The sequence below is a fragment of the Polynucleobacter sp. MWH-UH2A genome, from assembly GCF_018687195.1.
Classification (GTDB): domain Bacteria; phylum Pseudomonadota; class Gammaproteobacteria; order Burkholderiales; family Burkholderiaceae; genus Polynucleobacter.
Genome location: NZ_CP061321.1, coordinates 658092 through 675588, shown reverse-complemented (window position 1 = coordinate 675588; position 17497 = coordinate 658092). Strand labels below are relative to the sequence as shown.

Here is a 17497-nt window from a genome sequence, read left to right as displayed (position 1 = left end):
AATCTGTGATGAAGTCCCTATCTAACTTCAAGCCCAAAAAAGTATTGTTCATTGCCACTCGGCAAATTGGCGATGTACTTGTCACCACTCCATTGATTAGTAAAGCACGAGAGCTTTGGCCTGATGCGGAATTTCATTTTCTGGGCTACAAGGGCAAGATGGATATGCTCAAGGGCAATCCGGATATTGCGCAAATCATTGGGACATCGGATCGTCCTGGTTTAGCGGAATATCTCTCATTATTTAATCGACTCTTTCAGCGCTATGACCTGGCATTTGTCACTCAACCTAGTGATCGAGCCTATTTATATGGTCTAGTTGCGGCATTTCGTAGGGTTGGTGTCCTTGGAGGGCATCCTCAAGGTAAGCAAAGCGCATCCGGAGATAAAACCCAGAAACAAAATACATGGAAGAAGTTTGTTTCCATGCACACGGTCGAAGTCGATTATTTCAATCAACACGTCATCACGGAAAAATTGCGTTTGCTTGAGGCATTCGTTCAGGATCCATCGGATTTATTTTCACAGCCCATCAATGTCACCCCGCCTGTTGGAGAAGCATTAACCCCTGTGATTGCCAGTCAACTTACACAATCCTATGTAGTATTGCATCCCGGCCCACTGACAGCCTACAAACGTTGGCCACTTGCACATTGGCAAGCGCTCATCACTTACTTAGTTCAGCGCGGGCTTCAAGTGGTTCTCAGTGCATCGCCCGCTAAACAAGATTTGCAACTCAACCAAGATATTCTGGCCTTATTGAGTGATGATGTTCGCGTTCAGGTAATTGATACCGCCGGAAAACTCTCGATTCCCCAAGCTGGCGCCCTCCTCAGAAATGCAGTGCTGTATATCGGGGTGGATACCTCCATTACTCATCTAGCTGCAGCTTGTAATATTCCAACGATTACCTTGTTTGGCGCTACGCCACCCACTAATTTTGGTCCATGGCCCAATGGCTTTATTGGCACACAACCCTATCAATTACGCGCTCGCACCCAAACGGTTGGCAATATTACGATCTTGCAAGGCCCTGGTGAATGCGCTCCTTGTCGTAAAGCAGGTTGTCTAGATCGCGCTGATAGCAATAGTGAATGTCTTGACCTGCTCGAACCTAGTCAAGTGATTGCTGAGGTGGAAAAAATCTTAGGCTAAAGTAGTTCGGTATCAGTGATACTGAACCTGAACAGGGTCTTTTTGTTTGACGCCTAATAATTGATTGAGGCTATGCAAGCAGGCATCATCAGGATAGATGCGCATCTCTTCCGGAAACTGTACCAAGCAAGCGCCTCCGCTAGTTGTCACCGCAGCAGTCAGCATCAAACCTTTGACGCCATCATTAGCATTAGGACTAACTGCTCCTGGAGCGCCTAATTTTGGATCGCGCGTACGGTTAGACATCAAGTATGGGCCAATTTGGTTGCGCAACATGCGTACATCGACCGCAGGATCCAGATTGACATGAACATTGCGCGCAAATCGCATCCGTGCGCCTGTGATATCCATGACTGCTTCAGAAACAATGCGCATACCACCTGAGAACTTATCGGGTGTGACGTTCACTTTGGCAATCAACAACTCATCTTCTTTAAGCCAAGAGCGGTTCGGCTCATACACTTCACTATACAAGGTGATCTCTAAGGCAGCCGTTCCATCATCAATGGTTGCGATCATCATGCGGCCACGCTGACCAGTTAACATGCGAGCGGAAGTAATAATGCCGGCAATCAATTGATCTTTACCTTCAGTAACTTTAGCCAATGACTGGCGAATGAAATGAGACGTCTCTTCACGATAGGCGTCAAACATATGGCCCGTGAGACATAAGCCTAAAGCGGTTTTTTCTTCCTGGAGTCGCTTCTTCTCAGACCAAATCGGCTCGCGCACCAACTCGGGAAGGTGGCGATGATCTTCACCAGCTACCTCAAACAAACTCACTTGATGAATTGAAGCTTCAGCCTGTTCAGCTGCCTCAATCGCTCTGGCCAATGAAGCCAATAATGTTGAACGAATGTCATAGAGGTTTCCGCCAGCAGGAACCTGATCACGATACAAACTATCAAAAGCACCAGCACGCATGAGGGCTTCGATCGCTCTACGGTTTACTTGCCTACGATCTACACGAGCACAAAAATCAAATAAGTCCTTAAATGAGCCACCCGTTTCACGTGCTTTAACGATAGCTTCAATCGCTGCTTCACCTGTACCCCTCACCGCTCCCAAACCATAACGAATATGGTTAATCGGCGAATCTGGGGCGGCATCAGGCGCACGTAGTGGCGTGAACTCATAAATCCCGGTATTGATATCCGGTGAGAACACCCGAATTTGGTTTGCCAAGCAATCGTCATACAGAATCTTCACCTTATCGGTGTCATCCATTGCTAGCGATAAGTTGGCTGCCATAAATTCGGCTGGGTAGTAGGCTTTTAACCAAGCAGTTTGGTAAGCCAATAGCGCATAAGCAGCAGCGTGGGATTTATTAAATCCATAGCCTGCAAAACGCTCCATCAAGTCATAAATCTCATTCGCCTTGGCTTCAGAGATACCACCTGCTTTTGCACCATCACTAAAGATCTTGCGATGTTGAGCCATTTCTTCTGGCTTTTTCTTGCCCATCGCACGACGTAACATATCGGCGCCACCAAGCGAGTAGCCACCAATCGTCTGCGCCATCTGCATCACCTGCTCTTGGTAGACCATGATGCCGTAAGTCTCACGCAAAACAGGCTCAATCCGAGGATCTGGATACTCTACCTTTTGACGACCATGCTTACGCTCAATAAAGTCTGGGATCAAATCCATTGGACCCGGACGATAGAGTGCTACCAAAGCAATAATATCTTCAAAGCGGTCTGGCTTAGCCTCACGTAGCATGCCTTGCATGCCGCGGCTTTCAAGCTGGAACACGGCGACAGTATTCGCTCTTTTTAAAACCTCAAAAGCCTTCTCATCATCGAGCGGGATGTCGCTAATACTCCAATCCTTGCGATCTGCATGCAAAGCTTTAATCCAACGCTCTGCTGCTGCCAAGATGGTCAGCGTGGTTAATCCCAAGAAGTCGAACTTCACCAAGCCTATGGCTTCAACATCATCTTTATCAAACTGACTAATGACAGAGCTACTGTCTTGATCTTTGGTTTCTTGTGTATAGAGTGGGCAAAAATCGGTCAAGCGTCCAGGCGCAATCAACACACCACCCGCATGCATACCCACGTTACGGGTCATGCCTTCCAATTGTTCTGCTAGCGATAGAAGTTGACGAACTTCATCCTCATTCTTTTCGCGTTCGGCTAATTGCTTCTCTTCCTTCTTCGCCATGTCAATCGTCATGTATTGACCAGGCTTATTTGGAACTAGCTTAGCAATGCCATCAACGAAGTTATAGCCTTGCTCTAAGACGCGCCCTACATCTCGAATCGCCGCGCGTGCCGCCATCGTACCGAAGGTCGCAATCTGACTCACCGCGTCCTTGCCGTACTTGTCTTTCACATACTGAATAACGCGATCGCGCCCATGCTGGCAGAAGTCGATATCAAAGTCAGGCATGGATACGCGTTCAGGATTAAGGAAGCGTTCGAAGAGTAAGTTGTAACGCAGTGGATCGAGATCGGTAATACCCAATGAGTACGCCACCAAGGATCCCGCACCAGAACCGCGGCCAGGTCCTACTGGTACGCCATTATTTTTTGCCCAGTTAATGAAGTCCGCCACAATCAGGAAGTAGCCGGGGAAACCCATTTGCGAAATCGTCTTCGCCTCAAACACAAGTCGCTCACGATAGCGTGGCATTTCTTTGGCACGCTCTTCTGGATCAGGGAAGTTACGTTCCATATGACGCTCAAGACCAGCCTCAGATTGCGTCAAGAGATATTCATCAAGAGTAATACTGGGTGGCGTTGGAAAATCTGGCAAACGTGGCTGACCCAAGACCAGCGATAAATTACAGCGTTTCGCAATCTCTACAGAATTCGCCAATGCGACTGGCAAATCTGCGAAACGCTTTTCCATTTCTTCTTGCGTCAAGAAATACTGTTCTTCATTGAATTTCTTCTGACGACGTGGATTGCCCAGTAACTCACCCTCAGCAATACAGACCCGCGCTTCATGTGCTATGAAATCGCTCTTTTGCATAAATTGCACTGGGTGTGTCGCCACGACCGGCAAATCCAACTGATTGGCTAAATGACAGGCTAGTTGCAGTTGCCTTTCATCTTGTGGGTGCCCGCCACGTTGCACTTCCATATAAAAGGCGTTGGGGAATATTTTTTCAAAGCGCTTAATCGCTTTTTTAGCCTGCTCTTCTTGCCCCGCTAGCAAAGTTTTGCCCACTTCACCCATGCGTGCACCAGACAGCGCAATCAATCCATAAGCCAAGGTTTTCTTCGCATTCTTATCTTCTGCCTTTGCAGCAGGATCACTAAACCATGACAAATCAATTTCAGCGCGGCCTCGATTTTGGTTATCTAAGGACGCCCTGGATAAAAGTTGGCATAGATTTAAGTAGCCAGAATGGTTTTGTACCAGCAAGAGTAATCGATGAGGCTGATCGGGATCTTGTGGGTTACTTACCCACACATCCGCACCCGCGATGGGCTTAATACCCCCAGAGCGTGCAGCAGTATAAAAACGGACCAGACCAAATAAATTGCTGAGATCGGTAATGGCCAGAGCGCCCATCTCATCTTTAACTGCTGCAGACACCGCGTCATCGATGCGCACCGTCCCATCCGTAATGGAAAACTCAGAATGAACGCGAAGATGTACAAAACGGGGTGAAGCCATGAGATGATTTTAGCTGTGTCCAAGCTCAAAAACCCCTCATCCCCAGCCGACGGCTATCGCGGGCGATTTGCCCCTTCGCCAACAGGGCCGCTCCACGCTGGATCCCTAGTTGCAGCCCTGGGGAGCTGGCTAGATGCCCGTGCCAATGAGGGTCAATGGCTCCTCCGCATCGAGGATATTGATACCCCAAGATGTATTCCAGGCGCTGACCTGCAAATACAAGCCCAATTGCACGCTTGTGGTCTTTTTTGGGATGAGGAGCCGAGTTATCAATCTAGAGGACAGGAACACTATCAAGCCGCTTTTGGACGCCTTAACGCGTTAGCTTGCCTCTACGCATGTACCTGTTCTAGACAAACCATTTCCAATACCTTAGCGGCGATGGGTATTCATACTCCACGCAATCAAGAAATGATCTACCCAGGAACTTGCAGGCCTTCACAACTAATGCCCTATGCCAAGGATTTGTTAGCGGATAGCAAAAAAGCATGGCGTATTGCTCTTCCTGAAAACTGCCAGATTCAGTTTGAAGATCTTTCTCTCGGCATACAACACCAAGATCTCTCTCGGGAAGTGGGTGATTTTGTATTGCGCAGAAACGATGGTTTATTTACCTATCAACTTGCAGTCGTTGTTGACGATGCAGAACAAGGCATTACCCATATTGTTCGCGGCCAAGACTTACTGAACAATACCGCCAGACAAATTTTTCTACAGAATCAATTAGGCTACTCAACTCCAAGCTATCACCACCTTCCCTTGGTGCTAGATGCCAATGGTGAGAAGCTCAGTAAACAAACGCTAGCCAGCTCAATCAACACTGAAAGTGATCAAAGCGCCCTTGCTGAACTTCGCAAAGCTGCAATACACCTTGGCTTGCGTGACTTGCCCGATGGGGATACCACTATTGCAGAGTGGTTGTTAGCGGCCACAAAAGCTTGGAAAATTAATACCTTTAAATGCGATTGAGGTATTAATTGAAATCTGCAATGCTCGTCAAGAAAATAAAACTTAATGATTTGACTGAATTTAATATTGCTAGATTTCTGGGAAATAGACGCGCGATCACCGAATATTTAAATCAAGTAATCGCTGATGGTGATGATATCGAATTAGCAACTGCCTTAGGGCACATTGCTAGAGCAAAAAATAAAACTAAAAATTCTTAACCAGTTAGCAATGATTCAAAGTCTTAAATTTTTACACTGCCTATTTTTTCTTAAAGCCACCAAGTAAGGCGCCCACCGCAGGCTTAGCAGGAGTGATGCCTGCTCTTTTCGCTTCAGGCAACTGAGCTGCTTGCGCTGAATCTACATTCGCAGATTTTGGTGTACCGCCGGGTTCATAAGGCTTATAGAAGAAAGGGTCAGTGATTTGTCCTGGAGTGGATTTCACATCAGGCAATGGGGCTACTTCTAATTTGCGTTTCATCAATTTCTCGATGTCATCGAGCAAACGCTTTTCACTGTCATCCACTAAAGCAATAGCATCGCCTTTGCTGCCAGCACGGCCGGTACGACCAATGCGATGAATAAAGTCCTCAGCATTAAATGGCAGCTCATGATTAATCACGCATGGCATATCAGGAATATCCAAACCACGTGCAGCCACATCCGTTGCTACTAAAGCTTCGATAGTGCCTGATTTAAATGCTTCCAAGGTTAAGGTGCGTTCGCCCTGGCTCTTATCACCATGGATCGCACCTGCTTTAATCCCGTCCCGCTCTAAGGCACGCGCCAATTTAGCGCAGCCAAGGCGGCTATTGGTAAAGATAATGCACTGACGTGATAAGCCTTGGCGAGTGCGATTCTCCAAGACCTTCACAATCGCACGCTGCTTATCCATTGAAGACACTAAATGCACTACCTGCTTCACTGTATCGGCAGCGGCATTTTGTCGGGCAACCTCAACCGTTACCGGAGAACGCAAATAGCTTTGTGCCAACTTCTTAATCTCTGGCGAAAAGGTTGCAGAAAATAATAAAGTTTGGCGTTGCGCCGGAATTAAATTAATGATGCGCTGTAAGTCAGGCAAGAAACCCATATCGAGCATGCGGTCTGCTTCATCTAACACCAGTAACTCTACCTGTGACAAATTCGCTACCTTAGAGCCAATGTGATCTAGCAAGCGGCCAGGGGTAGCAATCAGAATCTCTACACCATTACGCAATACTTGTACTTGCTCTTTCATATCCACGCCACCATAAACCACGGCAGTGCGTAAATCCGTATGCTTGGAATAACTTGCAGCGTTATCTGCCACCTGTACAGCCAACTCACGAGTTGGTGTCAGCACTAATGCACGAATGGGGTGACGCGCTGGCGACGCGCTATTGCTCGCGTGACGCAAAATCTTTTGAATAATTGGCAAGACGAAGGCTGCCGTCTTACCAGTGCCTGTCTGTGCCGCGCCCATCAAATCACTGCCCGCCAATACATGGGGGATTGATTGCGCTTGAATAGGTGTTGGGTTGTTATAACCCTGTTCGGCAACCGCCTTTTGAATCAGCGGATCTAAACCGAAATCAGCAAAAGTGATTGTTGCTGTAGGGCTGGCAGCAGTTGCCGCGCCAGACCCTGTAGATGAATTGTTATCAGTTGCAGTATTTGTCAAGGTAACTTACAGAATGGCCGCGATGCCGGCCTTAGCGGTCTCAGCATCTTCGGTCGATTTAACGCCGGAAACGCCGACTGCGCCGATGGTAAACCCATTTACCTCGATGTTGACCCCACCCTCTAACATGCCAGCGATGTGCGGAGCAGATAAGAAAGAAGTACGGCCATTGTTAATAATTTCTTCGTAAACACGGCTTTCGCGTTTACCCATTGCAGCAGTACGTGCCTTCTCTTGCGCAATATAAGTAGATACAGGAGCACAACCGTCGCGACGAATTAAACCCAACAAATGACCGCCATCATCACAAACCGCAATCGTCACTGCCCAATTATTTGCAGCAGCGTGTTCATTCGCAGCGTCCAAAATCTTTTGCGCGTCTGCTTGTGTGAGGTAAGGTTTAGTTGCCAACATGTTGAATCCTTTTTAAATACGTTTGTCTCGAATCTGTTTTATTTGATGAAAATATCATCTTTACAAGTGCTTGAATTATAAAGGGTGTAGCCAGACTCGAACCTACAAGCCCCGCTACACCGCATTTCTAACGCTTAGGAGATTACTTCAAGAACTCCTGGGCAGCCACTACACCGCTCGCCTTAGGCTTATAGCCCATTGCACCCAAGCTCATTTCTACGCCACTCAAAGCCGCCATCAAGCTCAACTCATTACAGTCGCCTAAGTGACCAATACGGAATGCTTTGCCTTTAATCTTGCCAAGTCCTGTACCCAATGAGAGGTTGAATTTCTCAAGCGCATGTTTACGTAAGACATCTGCATCCATACCTTCAGGCACAGCAATACAAGTTAATACAGGTGAATAGCAATCTTTATCTTGACACTGAATTTCCAAGCCCCAAGCATTTACTGCTTCACGACATGCAGCAGCTAAACGTTGATGACGCGCAAAGATATTATCCAAACCTTCAGCCATCATCATGTCCATGGCTTCGTGTAAGCCATACATCAGATTGGTACTTGGAGTGGTTGGCCAATAGCCATTTTTATTGGACTCTAGAATTTCATCCCAAGCCCAATACGCTTTATGCATCTTGTTGTTTTTACTTGCCTCAATTGCCTTTGGCGATAACGCGTTAAAGCCAATACCGGGTGGCAACATCAAGCCTTTCTGAGAGCCAGACACTGTCACGTCTGCGCCCCACTTATCGTGCTCGTAGTCCGCTGAACCCAAGCCAGACACGCTATCCACCAGCAATAAGGCAGGATGCTTGGCAGCATCAATCGCTTTACGTACTGCAGCAATATTAGAAGTGACACCAGTAGAGGTTTCGTTATGCACTACGCAAACCGCTTTGATTTCATGTTGTGTGTCTTTACGTAAACGCTCTTCAATCACTGATGCGTCTACACCCCAACGCCAAGTATCTTGACCTGGTTTTCCAACTACCTCAACATCTAAACCGAGTCGCTTTGCTAATGCACGCCACAAGTTTGCAAATTGACCACTTTCATAAAAGAGCACCTTGTCACCAGGGTTGAGCACATTCACTAAAGCGCCTTCCCATGAACCAGTGCCAGATGCGGAATAAATAATTACAGGTTGCTCAGTTTTAAAAATCTTCTTGATACCCTCAAGCACCTGCAAACCAAATGCGCCAAATTCAGGGCCGCGATGATCGATGGTTTGGTAGCTAATGGAACGCAGCACACGGGATGGAACAGGGCTTGGGCCAGGAATATGTAAAAAATGGCGGCCTGATGCGTGGTTATCAAGTTTCAACATGGTTTGTCTCGCTATTGATCAGTTTTATGGGTTTAAGGACTTAAGGACTTAAAAAGGAACTTTGACGTAGTGTATGCCAATTTTTGGGAATTTTCCATTTTGTATACAAAATATTTTGCTTTAATTACCAAAATATGCCTTATTTATGCTTTATTATGACTTATTGACTATTTTGTATACAAATTTAGGATTCCAGAATCATGGCAAACGAAACGCTGAATTCCCAGAATCTTCACGAAGCCACCTTCCAGAAACTCCGTTCCTTGCTCGTAGAAGGCAAGATTGCGCCTGGCAGCAAACTCAATGAACGTGAGTTGGCTGAAAGCCTGAACGTTTCACGCACACCGATTCGGGAAGCGATTCGTCGCTTGGCAGCAGATGGCTTGGTTGAGCTCATCGTCAATCGTGGTGCCATTGCTGTACAGCTCACCCTTGAAGATGTTATTCATACCTTTGATGTCATTGCGGACCTCGAAGGTTTCTCTGGAGAGTTAGCAGCAAACAATATTAGCAATACCACCCTCTCTGAATTAGAAGCCCTTCAATATGAAATGATGGCTTCCTATGCACGCAGAGATTTATCGAGCTACTACCAGCTCAATCTACGCATTCATCACCTCATCAATCAAGCAGCAAATAATCCAGTCCTCTCTCGATTATTTACCCAAGTCAATGCCCGCATTGAGGCCTTGCGCTTTCGCTCGAATCAAGATGGCGTGAAGTGGGAAAAAGCCGTTGAAGAACATCAAGAAATGTTGGATGCACTCAAGGCTAGAGATGGTAAGCGCATGCGCAAGATCATGATGCAACACGTTCACAACAAACGCGATGTAGTCGTGCAATTACTTCAATCTGAAAGGTCTGCGGAAGCAATCAAATCATGAATAAGCCCCTCCATAAAGAACTCATGATGGATACCGCGCTACTGGCTAAGCGCTTGCGTCAAGAAACCTCTGGCGAAGTGATGACCGATAGCGCAAGTCGCGGTCGCTATGCAACCGATGCCTCTATTTATCAAGTCATGCCGATTGCAGTCTTTGTGCCAAAGACAGCAGAAGATATCGCCAGCGCTATTCAAATTGCAGCTGACATGAAAGTGCCTGTGCTACCTCGCGGTGGCGGCACCAGTCAATGTGGCCAAACTACTGGCGCAGCATTAGTTATTGATAACACCAAGTACTTCCGCAATATTCTCGATCTCAATCTCGATAAAGGCTATGCAGAAGTAGAGCCTGGCATAGTGCTCGATCACTTAAATGCTTCGCTAAAGCAACATAATCTCTGGTATCCGGTCGATGTTTCCACTGCTGCGCAAGCAACCATTGGTGGTATGGCAGGCAACAACTCTTGTGGCAGTCGTTCTATTGCCTACGGCAACATGGTGCATAACGTATTGGGTATTGATGCCTGGCTAGCGGATGGTCAGGTTGCGCAATTTGACAACTATGCCAATAGTTCTGGTGTAGCTAAGCAGCTGGGTGATTTTGTTAAAGGCTTAGCCCACACCTTACAACCTGAAATCGAGACCCACTTTCCCAAAGTACTCAGACGAGTCGCTGGCTATAACCTCGATATCTTCCATCCACAAAGTGAGCTTCCCTACACCCAAGATGGCAGCGTCAATCTCGCACATCTCCTGGTGGGTAGTGAAGGCACGCTGGCGTATTTTAAATCCTTAAAACTTCAGCTAGCGCTGTTACCAAAACACAAAGTTCTTGGCATCGTGAACTTCGCTAGCTTTTATAAAGCAATGGATAGCGCCCAACATATCGTCAAACTCGGACCAACCGCAGTTGAACTAGTCGATCGCACCATGATCGATTTGGCGCGCAGCAACCCTAGCTTTAAGAAGACTATTGAGACTTCACTCATTGACCCTGCTGCGCCAACTCCTGAAGCCATTCTCCTAGTAGAGTTTTCTGGCGAAGCCCATGCCCCTCTGCTTGAGAAACTCAAAGCCCTTCAAGAACTGATGGGTGACTTAGGCTTGCCTGGCACTGTTGTTGCCATGCCTGATGCAGGATTGCAAAAAAATCTCTGGGAAGTACGTAAGGCCGGCCTCAACATCATGATGAGCCTGAAAGGCGATGGCAAGCCAGTTAGCTTTATTGAAGACTGTGCTGTACCTCTAGAAAGCTTAGCGGAATATACCCAGGCTTTGACTGACGTTTTCTCGAAATACGGATCACGTGGTACTTGGTATGCCCATGCCTCTGTTGGCACACTACATGTGCGCCCGATTTTGGATATGCGTCGCGATGGCGCACAGAAGATGCGCGCGATTGCAGAAGAAGCTTCAGCCCTGGTGCGCAAATATAAAGGCGCATACAGCGGTGAGCATGGTGATGGACTCTGTCGTGGTGAATGGATCTCTTGGCAATTTGGGCCGAAGATTACCGAAGCACTTGCACAAATCAAACGGGCCTTCGATCCAAAGGGATTATTTAATCCTGGCAAGATCGTTGATCCACCTAAGATGGATGATGCAAGCAATTTCCGCTTTCCACCAAGTTATAAGGTCATTCCATTGCAGCCCGCTTTAGACTGGTCTGCCTGGAATGTTCAAAATAATCCCATCACAGAAGAAACCACCGCACCCGGTACGGGTGGCGACCCTGCGCAAGGTTTAGCCAAAGCAGTAGAAATGTGCAATAACAATGGCCATTGCCGTAAGTTCGATGCTGAGGTGATGTGCCCTAGCTATCGCGTGACTCGTGATGAGAAACACCTGACACGTGGTAGAGCCAACACCTTACGTTTAGCGCTTTCCAATCAACTGGATCTGCAAGATGAGAGCTCACCCTTAGGTAGCGATGCCATTAAAGAGGTCATGGAGCTTTGCGTCAGTTGCAAAGCCTGTCGCCGTGAATGCCCTACTGGGGTTGATATGGCGAAGATGAAGATTGAGTTCTTATCAGCCTATAAAAAGCGTGTGGGTCACTCATTACGCGATTTAGCAGTGGCATATTTACCGAAGTATGCAGCCACGATTAGCAGCATTCCTTTGCTGCCGTCATTACTCAACCTACGCAATCACTTTGCGCCTATCGCTAAGCTACAAGAGTGGATCATGGGAATCTCTGCACAACGCAGTCTACCCATTTGGAAGAGCAATACTTTTTGGAATCAGAAGACTGCACATACTTATCAATACACCCCAGCGCAATTGGCTGGCCAGAGCAATGAAGGTAAAGGGGTTATATTGCTAGCAGACACCTTTAATGCTTACTTTGAGGATGAGAATCTTCAGGCAGCCATCAAAGTACTAGAGGCTGGTGGCTACAGAGTACATATTCCTCATAAGGGTAAATGCGAGAGCAAAAGCAGTAATCCATCCACCACCAATACCTGCTCTAAAGAGTTTTGCTGTGGCAGAACCTATTTAGCTGCCGGCATGGTAGACCAAGCTAAAGCAACATTAGGTGAGCTGGTAAATCACTTGGCACCCTATGCAGAGCAAAACATTCCGATTATTGGTTTAGAGCCCTCTTGTCTTTTCACCTTAAAGGATGAGGCACTTGTCATAGGTCTTGGAGAGTCAGCAGTGCGCGTATCCAAGCAAGCGCAACTACTAGAAGAATTTTTAGCAAGTGAGGTCAAAACCGGAAATCTGAAGCTGAATTTAAAAGCGGCAAACCAAGAAGTACTCTTTCATGGACACTGTCATCAAAAATCGTTTGCGGCGGTTACCCCAGCACTGGAATTGCTTAAACTCATTCCAAATGCACAGCCCAAACTGATTGAGTCATCATGTTGCGGCATGGCAGGTAGCTTTGGCTATGAAGCAGAACATATTGCCGTTTCCAAACAAATGGCTGAAGCTAGCTTATTACCTAGTATTCGTAAATCACCAGATAGTTGGGTGATTGCTGATGGTACTAGTTGCCGCCATCAGATTGCAGATGGCGCTAACAGAGAAGCGGTACACATTGCCAAAATATTGGCAGCGCATCTTCAGTAAAAACTTTTATCAAAAGTTAGCGGATTACTCCATAACCAACCATGAGCAAGGTACCCGTTAATAAAGCGGGTACTAAGCGCCTGGTAGGCTTGGATACCATCACACCAATACTGAGTACGCAAACCAAAATGCGGATCCATAAAGGCACGGTCGCCATTAAACCTAATGGCATCACAATCAAACGAATAGTTAATGCTGCAACCATCGTATAGGTTACTGCAGAGAGCCAACGAAAGATCTCGCTGTCTTGATTGATGCTATTAGAAAGTAAGACACCAATAGCTCTGCAAAAGTACGTACCGAGACAGGCGCCAACTAAAGCGATCCATAAACCCCAGCCTGAGAGCGCATCAGCCATGTTATGAATCACATTCATTAGCCGATCACCCCTGCTCTCTTGCGCAAGAACTTACGGTCGATAAAGTAAGCTAGAGTGCCGCCAACCAAACCTGCTGTTAACAGACTGGTATCACGATCAATTAAGAAAAAGATCGGGCCAAAGATACAGCCCATACAAATAGCGATTCGATTAATCCAGGGCTTCACTTCAGTAAATGTCAGTAAGAAGAACAATGGGTTAATAAACACCAAGCCCAAAGTTACTGCTGGTGGAACCATGCCGGCCAAGTAAAAACCCAATATAGTTCCCGGAATTGAAATCAACCAGCAAAGCAAACCTAAGCCCACGAAGTAACTTAAGCGATGTTTCACCTCAATCGAATGAAACTCCTTCATGGAGATAGCCCATGCCGTCATTGCCAATAAATGCACCGAGGCATATAGATTGCGATTACGATCTTTTTGATGAAACTGCGGAAAGAGTGTCACTGTCATCGTGACAAAGCGAGTTGAAGTCAAGGTTACTGCCAAGGCAATTGCCAATACTGAAGAACCAGTGATTGCCATTTCTAAAAGCACGACTTGACCTGGCAAGGCAAACATAAAGAATGTAGTAAAGCTCGTAAACCAAACATCAAAGCCGTTGGTCTTACCCATCGCACCAAAGCCCACCATACCCGCGAATAGAACCATGGCTGGGGCACCAGCTGCATCCCGTATACCCGACCAAAATGCATCCTGACGATTTTGGAAGCGTTGCACTACAGGAGTTTCATGGGAAGACATGGTGTGATTGTAAAAGCTGGGCTCAATCTTTGCTTGTTTCAATTGAGAGAGCCCACTCAATGTGTTCGGCCACCAAAGGGTCTGCAGTAGCCATGGCATTTTGCAAGGCTTGACGTATGGATCGCTTATCTTCATTACTTACTTGAGGGCTAGATAAGGCATTGCCCAAGCCAACAGCGAGATTACGACGCCAACGAGAGTAACCAATACGTCGAATCGCACTACCCTCATGACGCTGATTAAATTCTGCTTCAGTCCATGACCAGAGTTGTAACAAGCTAGCATGACCTAGTCCATGACGTTGCGCAAAATCAGGAAGTTGAGAACGCTTTGCAAATTTATTCCATGGACAAATGAGCTGGCAATCATCACAACCGTAGACACGATTACCCATTGCTCTGCGGAACTCTATTGGAATCGCCTCAGGATTTTCAATCGTCAAATACGAAATGCACCGTCGCGCGTCTAACTGATATGGCGCAGTAATCGCTTGCGTTGGGCAAATATCAATACAAGATTGACAAGTACCGCAATGTGCCTCTTGAGGCTCATCCACCGGTAAGGGAATATCGACCAAGACCTCACCCAAGAAAAAGGTGGATCCTGATTCTCGATTAAGTAATAGCGTGTGCTTGCCTCGCCAGCCAAGTCCTGCTTTGCGCGCAAGCTCCACTTCCATCAACGGCGCTGAATCCGTGAACACACGATAACCAAAAGGGCCGACTTTTTCTTCAATGGCTTTTGCGAACTCTTGCAAACGATTGCGCAAGACCTTGTGATAGTCACGGCCTCGAGCATAGATCGAGACTGAAGCTTTTGTTGGGGTCTCTATGCCTTGCAACTCGGCATCAAAATCGATGTCAGGCGAAAGGTAGTTCATGGAAACGCAGATAACCCTGAGAGCACCTGGTACCAATAGCCCAGGATTTGCTCGTAAGTCTGCATGACGCTGCATGTAGTCCATGTGCCCATGGCGCCCTTCTGCCAACCATTCTTGGAGTTTTTGGCTGGCGTCGCCTAATACCGTATCGGTAATCCGTAGATCACCAAAGCCCAACTCCACTGCCTTTGCTCCAAGCCATGAACGCAGTGAGACAGCATCCTCGAACGATGCTTGACCTGACGCTTGACTTGAAGGATCAGTAGATAAAGGCATATAAATAGAGAATGTAGCCGAATATTTGAAATAAACTAGAACAATGGCCAAAATACCAGAACCACTGGACACCATTACACATTATTGTAGGCAGGAAGCGGATACCGCTCAGCTCGCCCAAGGCATTGCCGCCAGTATTCGTAAAGGGCTTGAGCAAAACCCTGGCAGCCATCTCAATATAGCGCTTGAGGGTGATTTAGGGGCAGGTAAAACTACCTTTGCTCGATACCTTATTCAAGGTCTAGGCTATGCGGGCAAAGTGAAGAGTCCTACCTACACCCTTTGTGAGCCCTACGCACTTCAAACTAACAACACCCCATACTCCGCACATCACTTCGATCTCTATCGCATGCGTGATCCATTGGAGTGGCAAGAAGCAGGGTTTGCGGAATACTTTGATGCACCCGGGTTTTGCTTAATTGAGTGGCCAGAGAAAGCAGAAGGCACCTTACCCCCATTTGATATTGAGATTGCGCTTGAGGCTGGTGCAAATGAGAATGAACGCACAGTCAAGATCAACGCTTTATCAAAGCAAGGTTTAACTCTATTGAAGAGCATTGCCTAATTAATCTATGAATAAGCCAAAGACACAGACAAGTCTTACTAGAAGGCGTCATCTCAAGTCATCCTTGAAAGCGCTTGGCTTTGCGCTGCTACTGGGCGAGCTCGATCTTGCTTGGGGCGCCAAGATTTTAGGGGTGCGCGTTTGGCCTTCTGAAGACTACACGCGTATTACGCTTGAGTCTGATACGCCCTTACCGATCACACAGCAGATTCTGACCAACCCTGATCGTTTGGTGGTTGATGTTCAAGGATTGGAGCTCAACCCAACACTCAAAGATCTCGTTGCCAAAGTGAAACCGAATGACCCTTATGTCTCGCAAATTCGGGTTGGCCAATTTCAGCCTGGCATTGTGCGTTTGGTATTTGACTTAAAAGAACCCATCAAGCCACAGCTCTTCACATTAGATCCCGTTGGTGAATATAACTACCGTATGGTGTTTGACTTATACCCAAGCACCCCACCCGACCCACTAATGGAGTTAGTGAAAAATAGCGCCCGCAAAGAAACGGCTTTGGCCAAATCAAATGAAGAAGTCGATTTGATTGCGCAATTTGCAACCAAGAAAGATAAAGAAGTAGCAAAAGGCCCCTCTGGCCCAGTCGTTCAAGCCATCCCGGAGACGAAGGAAGCTGCCGCCCCTTCCAAATATAAGCGTTTAATAACGATTGCTATCGATCCTGGCCATGGCGGCGAAGATCCTGGAGCTATTGGCTCTTTAGGATCCAAAGAGAAGCATGTCGTTTTGTCGATTGCTAAGCGTTTACGCGACAAGATTGAAAATGAATCCTACATGCGCCCTTTCTTAACCCGAGATGGCGACTACTTTGTGCCACTACATACCCGTGTCCAGAAAGCCAGAAGAGTTGAGGCAGATTTATTTGTATCCATACATGCAGATGCATTTATTCAGCCGCATGCAAAAGGGGCTTCGGTTTTCGCTCTCTCGCAGATGGGGGCTAGTAGCACCATGGCGCGCTGGATGGCGAATAAAGAAAATGCATCCGATTTGATTGGTGGCATCAACATCAAAGTTCAAGATCGACAAGTGGCTAACCTGCTACTAGATATGTCCACCACTGCTCAGATTAAAGATTCTTTACAAGTTGGCAATTCCGTCTTAAAACAAATTGGTGGATTTGCGCCCTTACACAAAGGCAAGGTTGAGCAAGCGGGTTTTGCTGTTCTTAAGGCGCCAGACGTTCCATCCATCCTCGTAGAGACTGCATTTATTAGCAATCCCCAAGAGGAATCCAAATTAAATGATGATGGCTACCAAGACCGTATTGCCGATGCCATTTTGAAGGGAATTAAGGACTATTTTGCGAAGAATCCAACCGTCGCCAGACGGGGCAACGCATAGCGATCTTGTAAACACAAGGGCTCAAGGGTAGACGCCCCGAGACCGAGGAAGAGCCAAGAACTTCTTGCTATAATTTATGGCTTAACTGGGTCGGTAGCTCAGTCGGTAGAGCAGCGGACTTTTAATCCGTTGGTCGCGAGTTCGAATCTCGCCCGACCCACCATATAGAATAAGGCTTTGCGGGCGATTCGC

Annotated in this window: 14 protein-coding genes and 1 tRNA gene; 8 read left to right on the top strand and 7 right to left on the bottom strand. The window is 47.0% G+C overall.

Translation table 11 applies throughout. The features are described from left to right. Positions 1-8: 8 nt before the first annotated feature. Positions 9-1154: a glycosyltransferase family 9 protein gene (locus tag IC571_RS03695; protein ID WP_215317800.1), complete on the top strand. Its 1146-nt coding sequence runs from the start codon at positions 9-11 to the stop codon at positions 1152-1154. Between the two features lie 12 nt (positions 1155-1166). On the opposite strand, the gene dnaE is transcribed toward IC571_RS03695, so the two are convergent. Beyond that, positions 1167-4784: a DNA polymerase III subunit alpha gene (gene dnaE, locus IC571_RS03690; protein WP_215317476.1), complete on the bottom strand. Its 3618-nt coding sequence runs from the start codon at positions 4782-4784 to the stop codon at positions 1167-1169. Positions 4785-4787: 3 nt separating this feature from the next. Between dnaE and gluQRS the strand changes: the two genes are divergently transcribed. Then, positions 4788-5753 (top strand): tRNA glutamyl-Q(34) synthetase GluQRS, encoded by a 966-nt coding sequence (gluQRS, locus tag IC571_RS03685; protein WP_215317475.1) that lies wholly within the window; start codon positions 4788-4790, stop codon positions 5751-5753. A gap of 20 nt (positions 5754-5773) precedes the next feature. Next, the gene (locus tag IC571_RS03680; protein ID WP_215317474.1) at positions 5774-5953 is read left to right on the top strand and encodes a hypothetical protein; all 180 of its coding nucleotides are present in this window, start codon (positions 5774-5776) and stop codon (positions 5951-5953) included. Positions 5954-5993: 40 nt separating this feature from the next. On the opposite strand, the gene IC571_RS03675 is transcribed toward IC571_RS03680, so the two are convergent. The 3 genes from IC571_RS03675 to IC571_RS03665 all read right to left on the bottom strand — a co-directional run bounded on the left by IC571_RS03675 (position 5994) and on the right by IC571_RS03665 (position 9138). After that, positions 5994-7397, bottom strand: coding sequence for a DEAD/DEAH box helicase (locus IC571_RS03675; protein WP_215317473.1), 1404 nt, complete (start codon positions 7395-7397; stop codon positions 5994-5996). A 6-nt stretch (positions 7398-7403) separates the two neighbouring features. Next, a complete protein-coding gene (locus IC571_RS03670; RefSeq protein ID WP_215317799.1) occupies positions 7404-7808 on the bottom strand; it encodes a heme-binding protein in 405 nt (134 codons plus the stop codon). 145 nt (positions 7809-7953) lie between these two features. Then, the gene (locus IC571_RS03665) at positions 7954-9138 is read right to left on the bottom strand and encodes an alanine--glyoxylate aminotransferase family protein (RefSeq protein WP_215317472.1); all 1185 of its coding nucleotides are present in this window, start codon (positions 9136-9138) and stop codon (positions 7954-7956) included. A gap of 200 nt (positions 9139-9338) precedes the next feature. Between IC571_RS03665 and IC571_RS03660 the strand changes: the two genes are divergently transcribed. Together IC571_RS03660 and IC571_RS03655 are read left to right on the top strand one after the other, a co-directional pair. Continuing rightward, the gene (locus IC571_RS03660; protein WP_215317471.1) at positions 9339-10022 is read left to right on the top strand and encodes a GntR family transcriptional regulator; all 684 of its coding nucleotides are present in this window, start codon (positions 9339-9341) and stop codon (positions 10020-10022) included. Continuing rightward, the gene (locus IC571_RS03655) at positions 10019-13099 is read left to right on the top strand and encodes an FAD-binding and (Fe-S)-binding domain-containing protein (protein WP_215317470.1); all 3081 of its coding nucleotides are present in this window, start codon (positions 10019-10021) and stop codon (positions 13097-13099) included. Before IC571_RS03660 ends, IC571_RS03655 begins: the two co-directional genes overlap by 4 nt. Before the next feature lie 16 nt (positions 13100-13115). On the opposite strand, the gene IC571_RS03650 is transcribed toward IC571_RS03655, so the two are convergent. From IC571_RS03650 to queG, 3 genes are read right to left on the bottom strand one after another with little or no spacing between them, the layout of a single operon-like run. Then, a complete protein-coding gene (locus IC571_RS03650) occupies positions 13116-13475 on the bottom strand; it encodes an AzlD domain-containing protein (RefSeq protein ID WP_215317469.1) in 360 nt (119 codons plus the stop codon). Further along, positions 13475-14224, bottom strand: coding sequence for an AzlC family ABC transporter permease (locus tag IC571_RS03645; RefSeq protein ID WP_215317468.1), 750 nt, complete (start codon positions 14222-14224; stop codon positions 13475-13477). Before IC571_RS03645 ends, IC571_RS03650 begins: the two co-directional genes overlap by 1 nt. A gap of 22 nt (positions 14225-14246) precedes the next feature. After that, the gene (gene queG / locus IC571_RS03640; RefSeq protein WP_215317467.1) at positions 14247-15380 is read right to left on the bottom strand and encodes a tRNA epoxyqueuosine(34) reductase QueG; all 1134 of its coding nucleotides are present in this window, start codon (positions 15378-15380) and stop codon (positions 14247-14249) included. A 43-nt stretch (positions 15381-15423) separates the two neighbouring features. Here queG and tsaE point away from each other — a divergent pair, with 43 nt between their 5' ends. The 3 genes from tsaE (at position 15424) to IC571_RS03625 (ending at position 17468) form a co-directional block, all read left to right on the top strand. Then, the gene (tsaE, locus tag IC571_RS03635; RefSeq protein WP_215317466.1) at positions 15424-15945 is read left to right on the top strand and encodes a tRNA (adenosine(37)-N6)-threonylcarbamoyltransferase complex ATPase subunit type 1 TsaE; all 522 of its coding nucleotides are present in this window, start codon (positions 15424-15426) and stop codon (positions 15943-15945) included. A 7-nt stretch (positions 15946-15952) separates the two neighbouring features. After that, positions 15953-17305 carry an N-acetylmuramoyl-L-alanine amidase gene (locus IC571_RS03630; protein ID WP_215317465.1) on the top strand — a complete coding sequence of 451 codons (1353 nt, stop codon included), beginning with the start codon at positions 15953-15955 and terminating at the stop codon, positions 17303-17305. Positions 17306-17392: 87 nt separating this feature from the next. Then, positions 17393-17468, top strand: a tRNA-Lys gene (locus IC571_RS03625). Positions 17469-17497: the final 29 nt, after the last annotated feature.

Coding starts and splice junctions, on each gene's coding strand:
- IC571_RS03695 (WP_215317800.1), top strand. CDS start 9: ATGAAGTCCCTATCTAACTTCAAGCCCAAAAAAGTATTGTTCATTGCC.
- dnaE (WP_215317476.1), bottom strand. CDS start 4,784: ATGGCTTCACCCCGTTTTGTACATCTTCGCGTTCATTCTGAGTTTTCC.
- gluQRS (WP_215317475.1), top strand. CDS start 4,788: ATGATTTTAGCTGTGTCCAAGCTCAAAAACCCCTCATCCCCAGCCGAC.
- IC571_RS03680 (WP_215317474.1), top strand. CDS start 5,774: ATGCTCGTCAAGAAAATAAAACTTAATGATTTGACTGAATTTAATATT.
- IC571_RS03665 (WP_215317472.1), bottom strand. CDS start 9,138: ATGTTGAAACTTGATAACCACGCATCAGGCCGCCATTTTTTACATATT.
- IC571_RS03660 (WP_215317471.1), top strand. CDS start 9,339: ATGGCAAACGAAACGCTGAATTCCCAGAATCTTCACGAAGCCACCTTC.
- IC571_RS03655 (WP_215317470.1), top strand. CDS start 10,019: ATGAATAAGCCCCTCCATAAAGAACTCATGATGGATACCGCGCTACTG.
- IC571_RS03650 (WP_215317469.1), bottom strand. CDS start 13,475: ATGAATGTGATTCATAACATGGCTGATGCGCTCTCAGGCTGGGGTTTA.
- IC571_RS03645 (WP_215317468.1), bottom strand. CDS start 14,224: ATGTCTTCCCATGAAACTCCTGTAGTGCAACGCTTCCAAAATCGTCAG.
- queG (WP_215317467.1), bottom strand. CDS start 15,380: ATGCCTTTATCTACTGATCCTTCAAGTCAAGCGTCAGGTCAAGCATCG.
- tsaE (WP_215317466.1), top strand. CDS start 15,424: ATGGCCAAAATACCAGAACCACTGGACACCATTACACATTATTGTAGG.
- IC571_RS03630 (WP_215317465.1), top strand. CDS start 15,953: ATGAATAAGCCAAAGACACAGACAAGTCTTACTAGAAGGCGTCATCTC.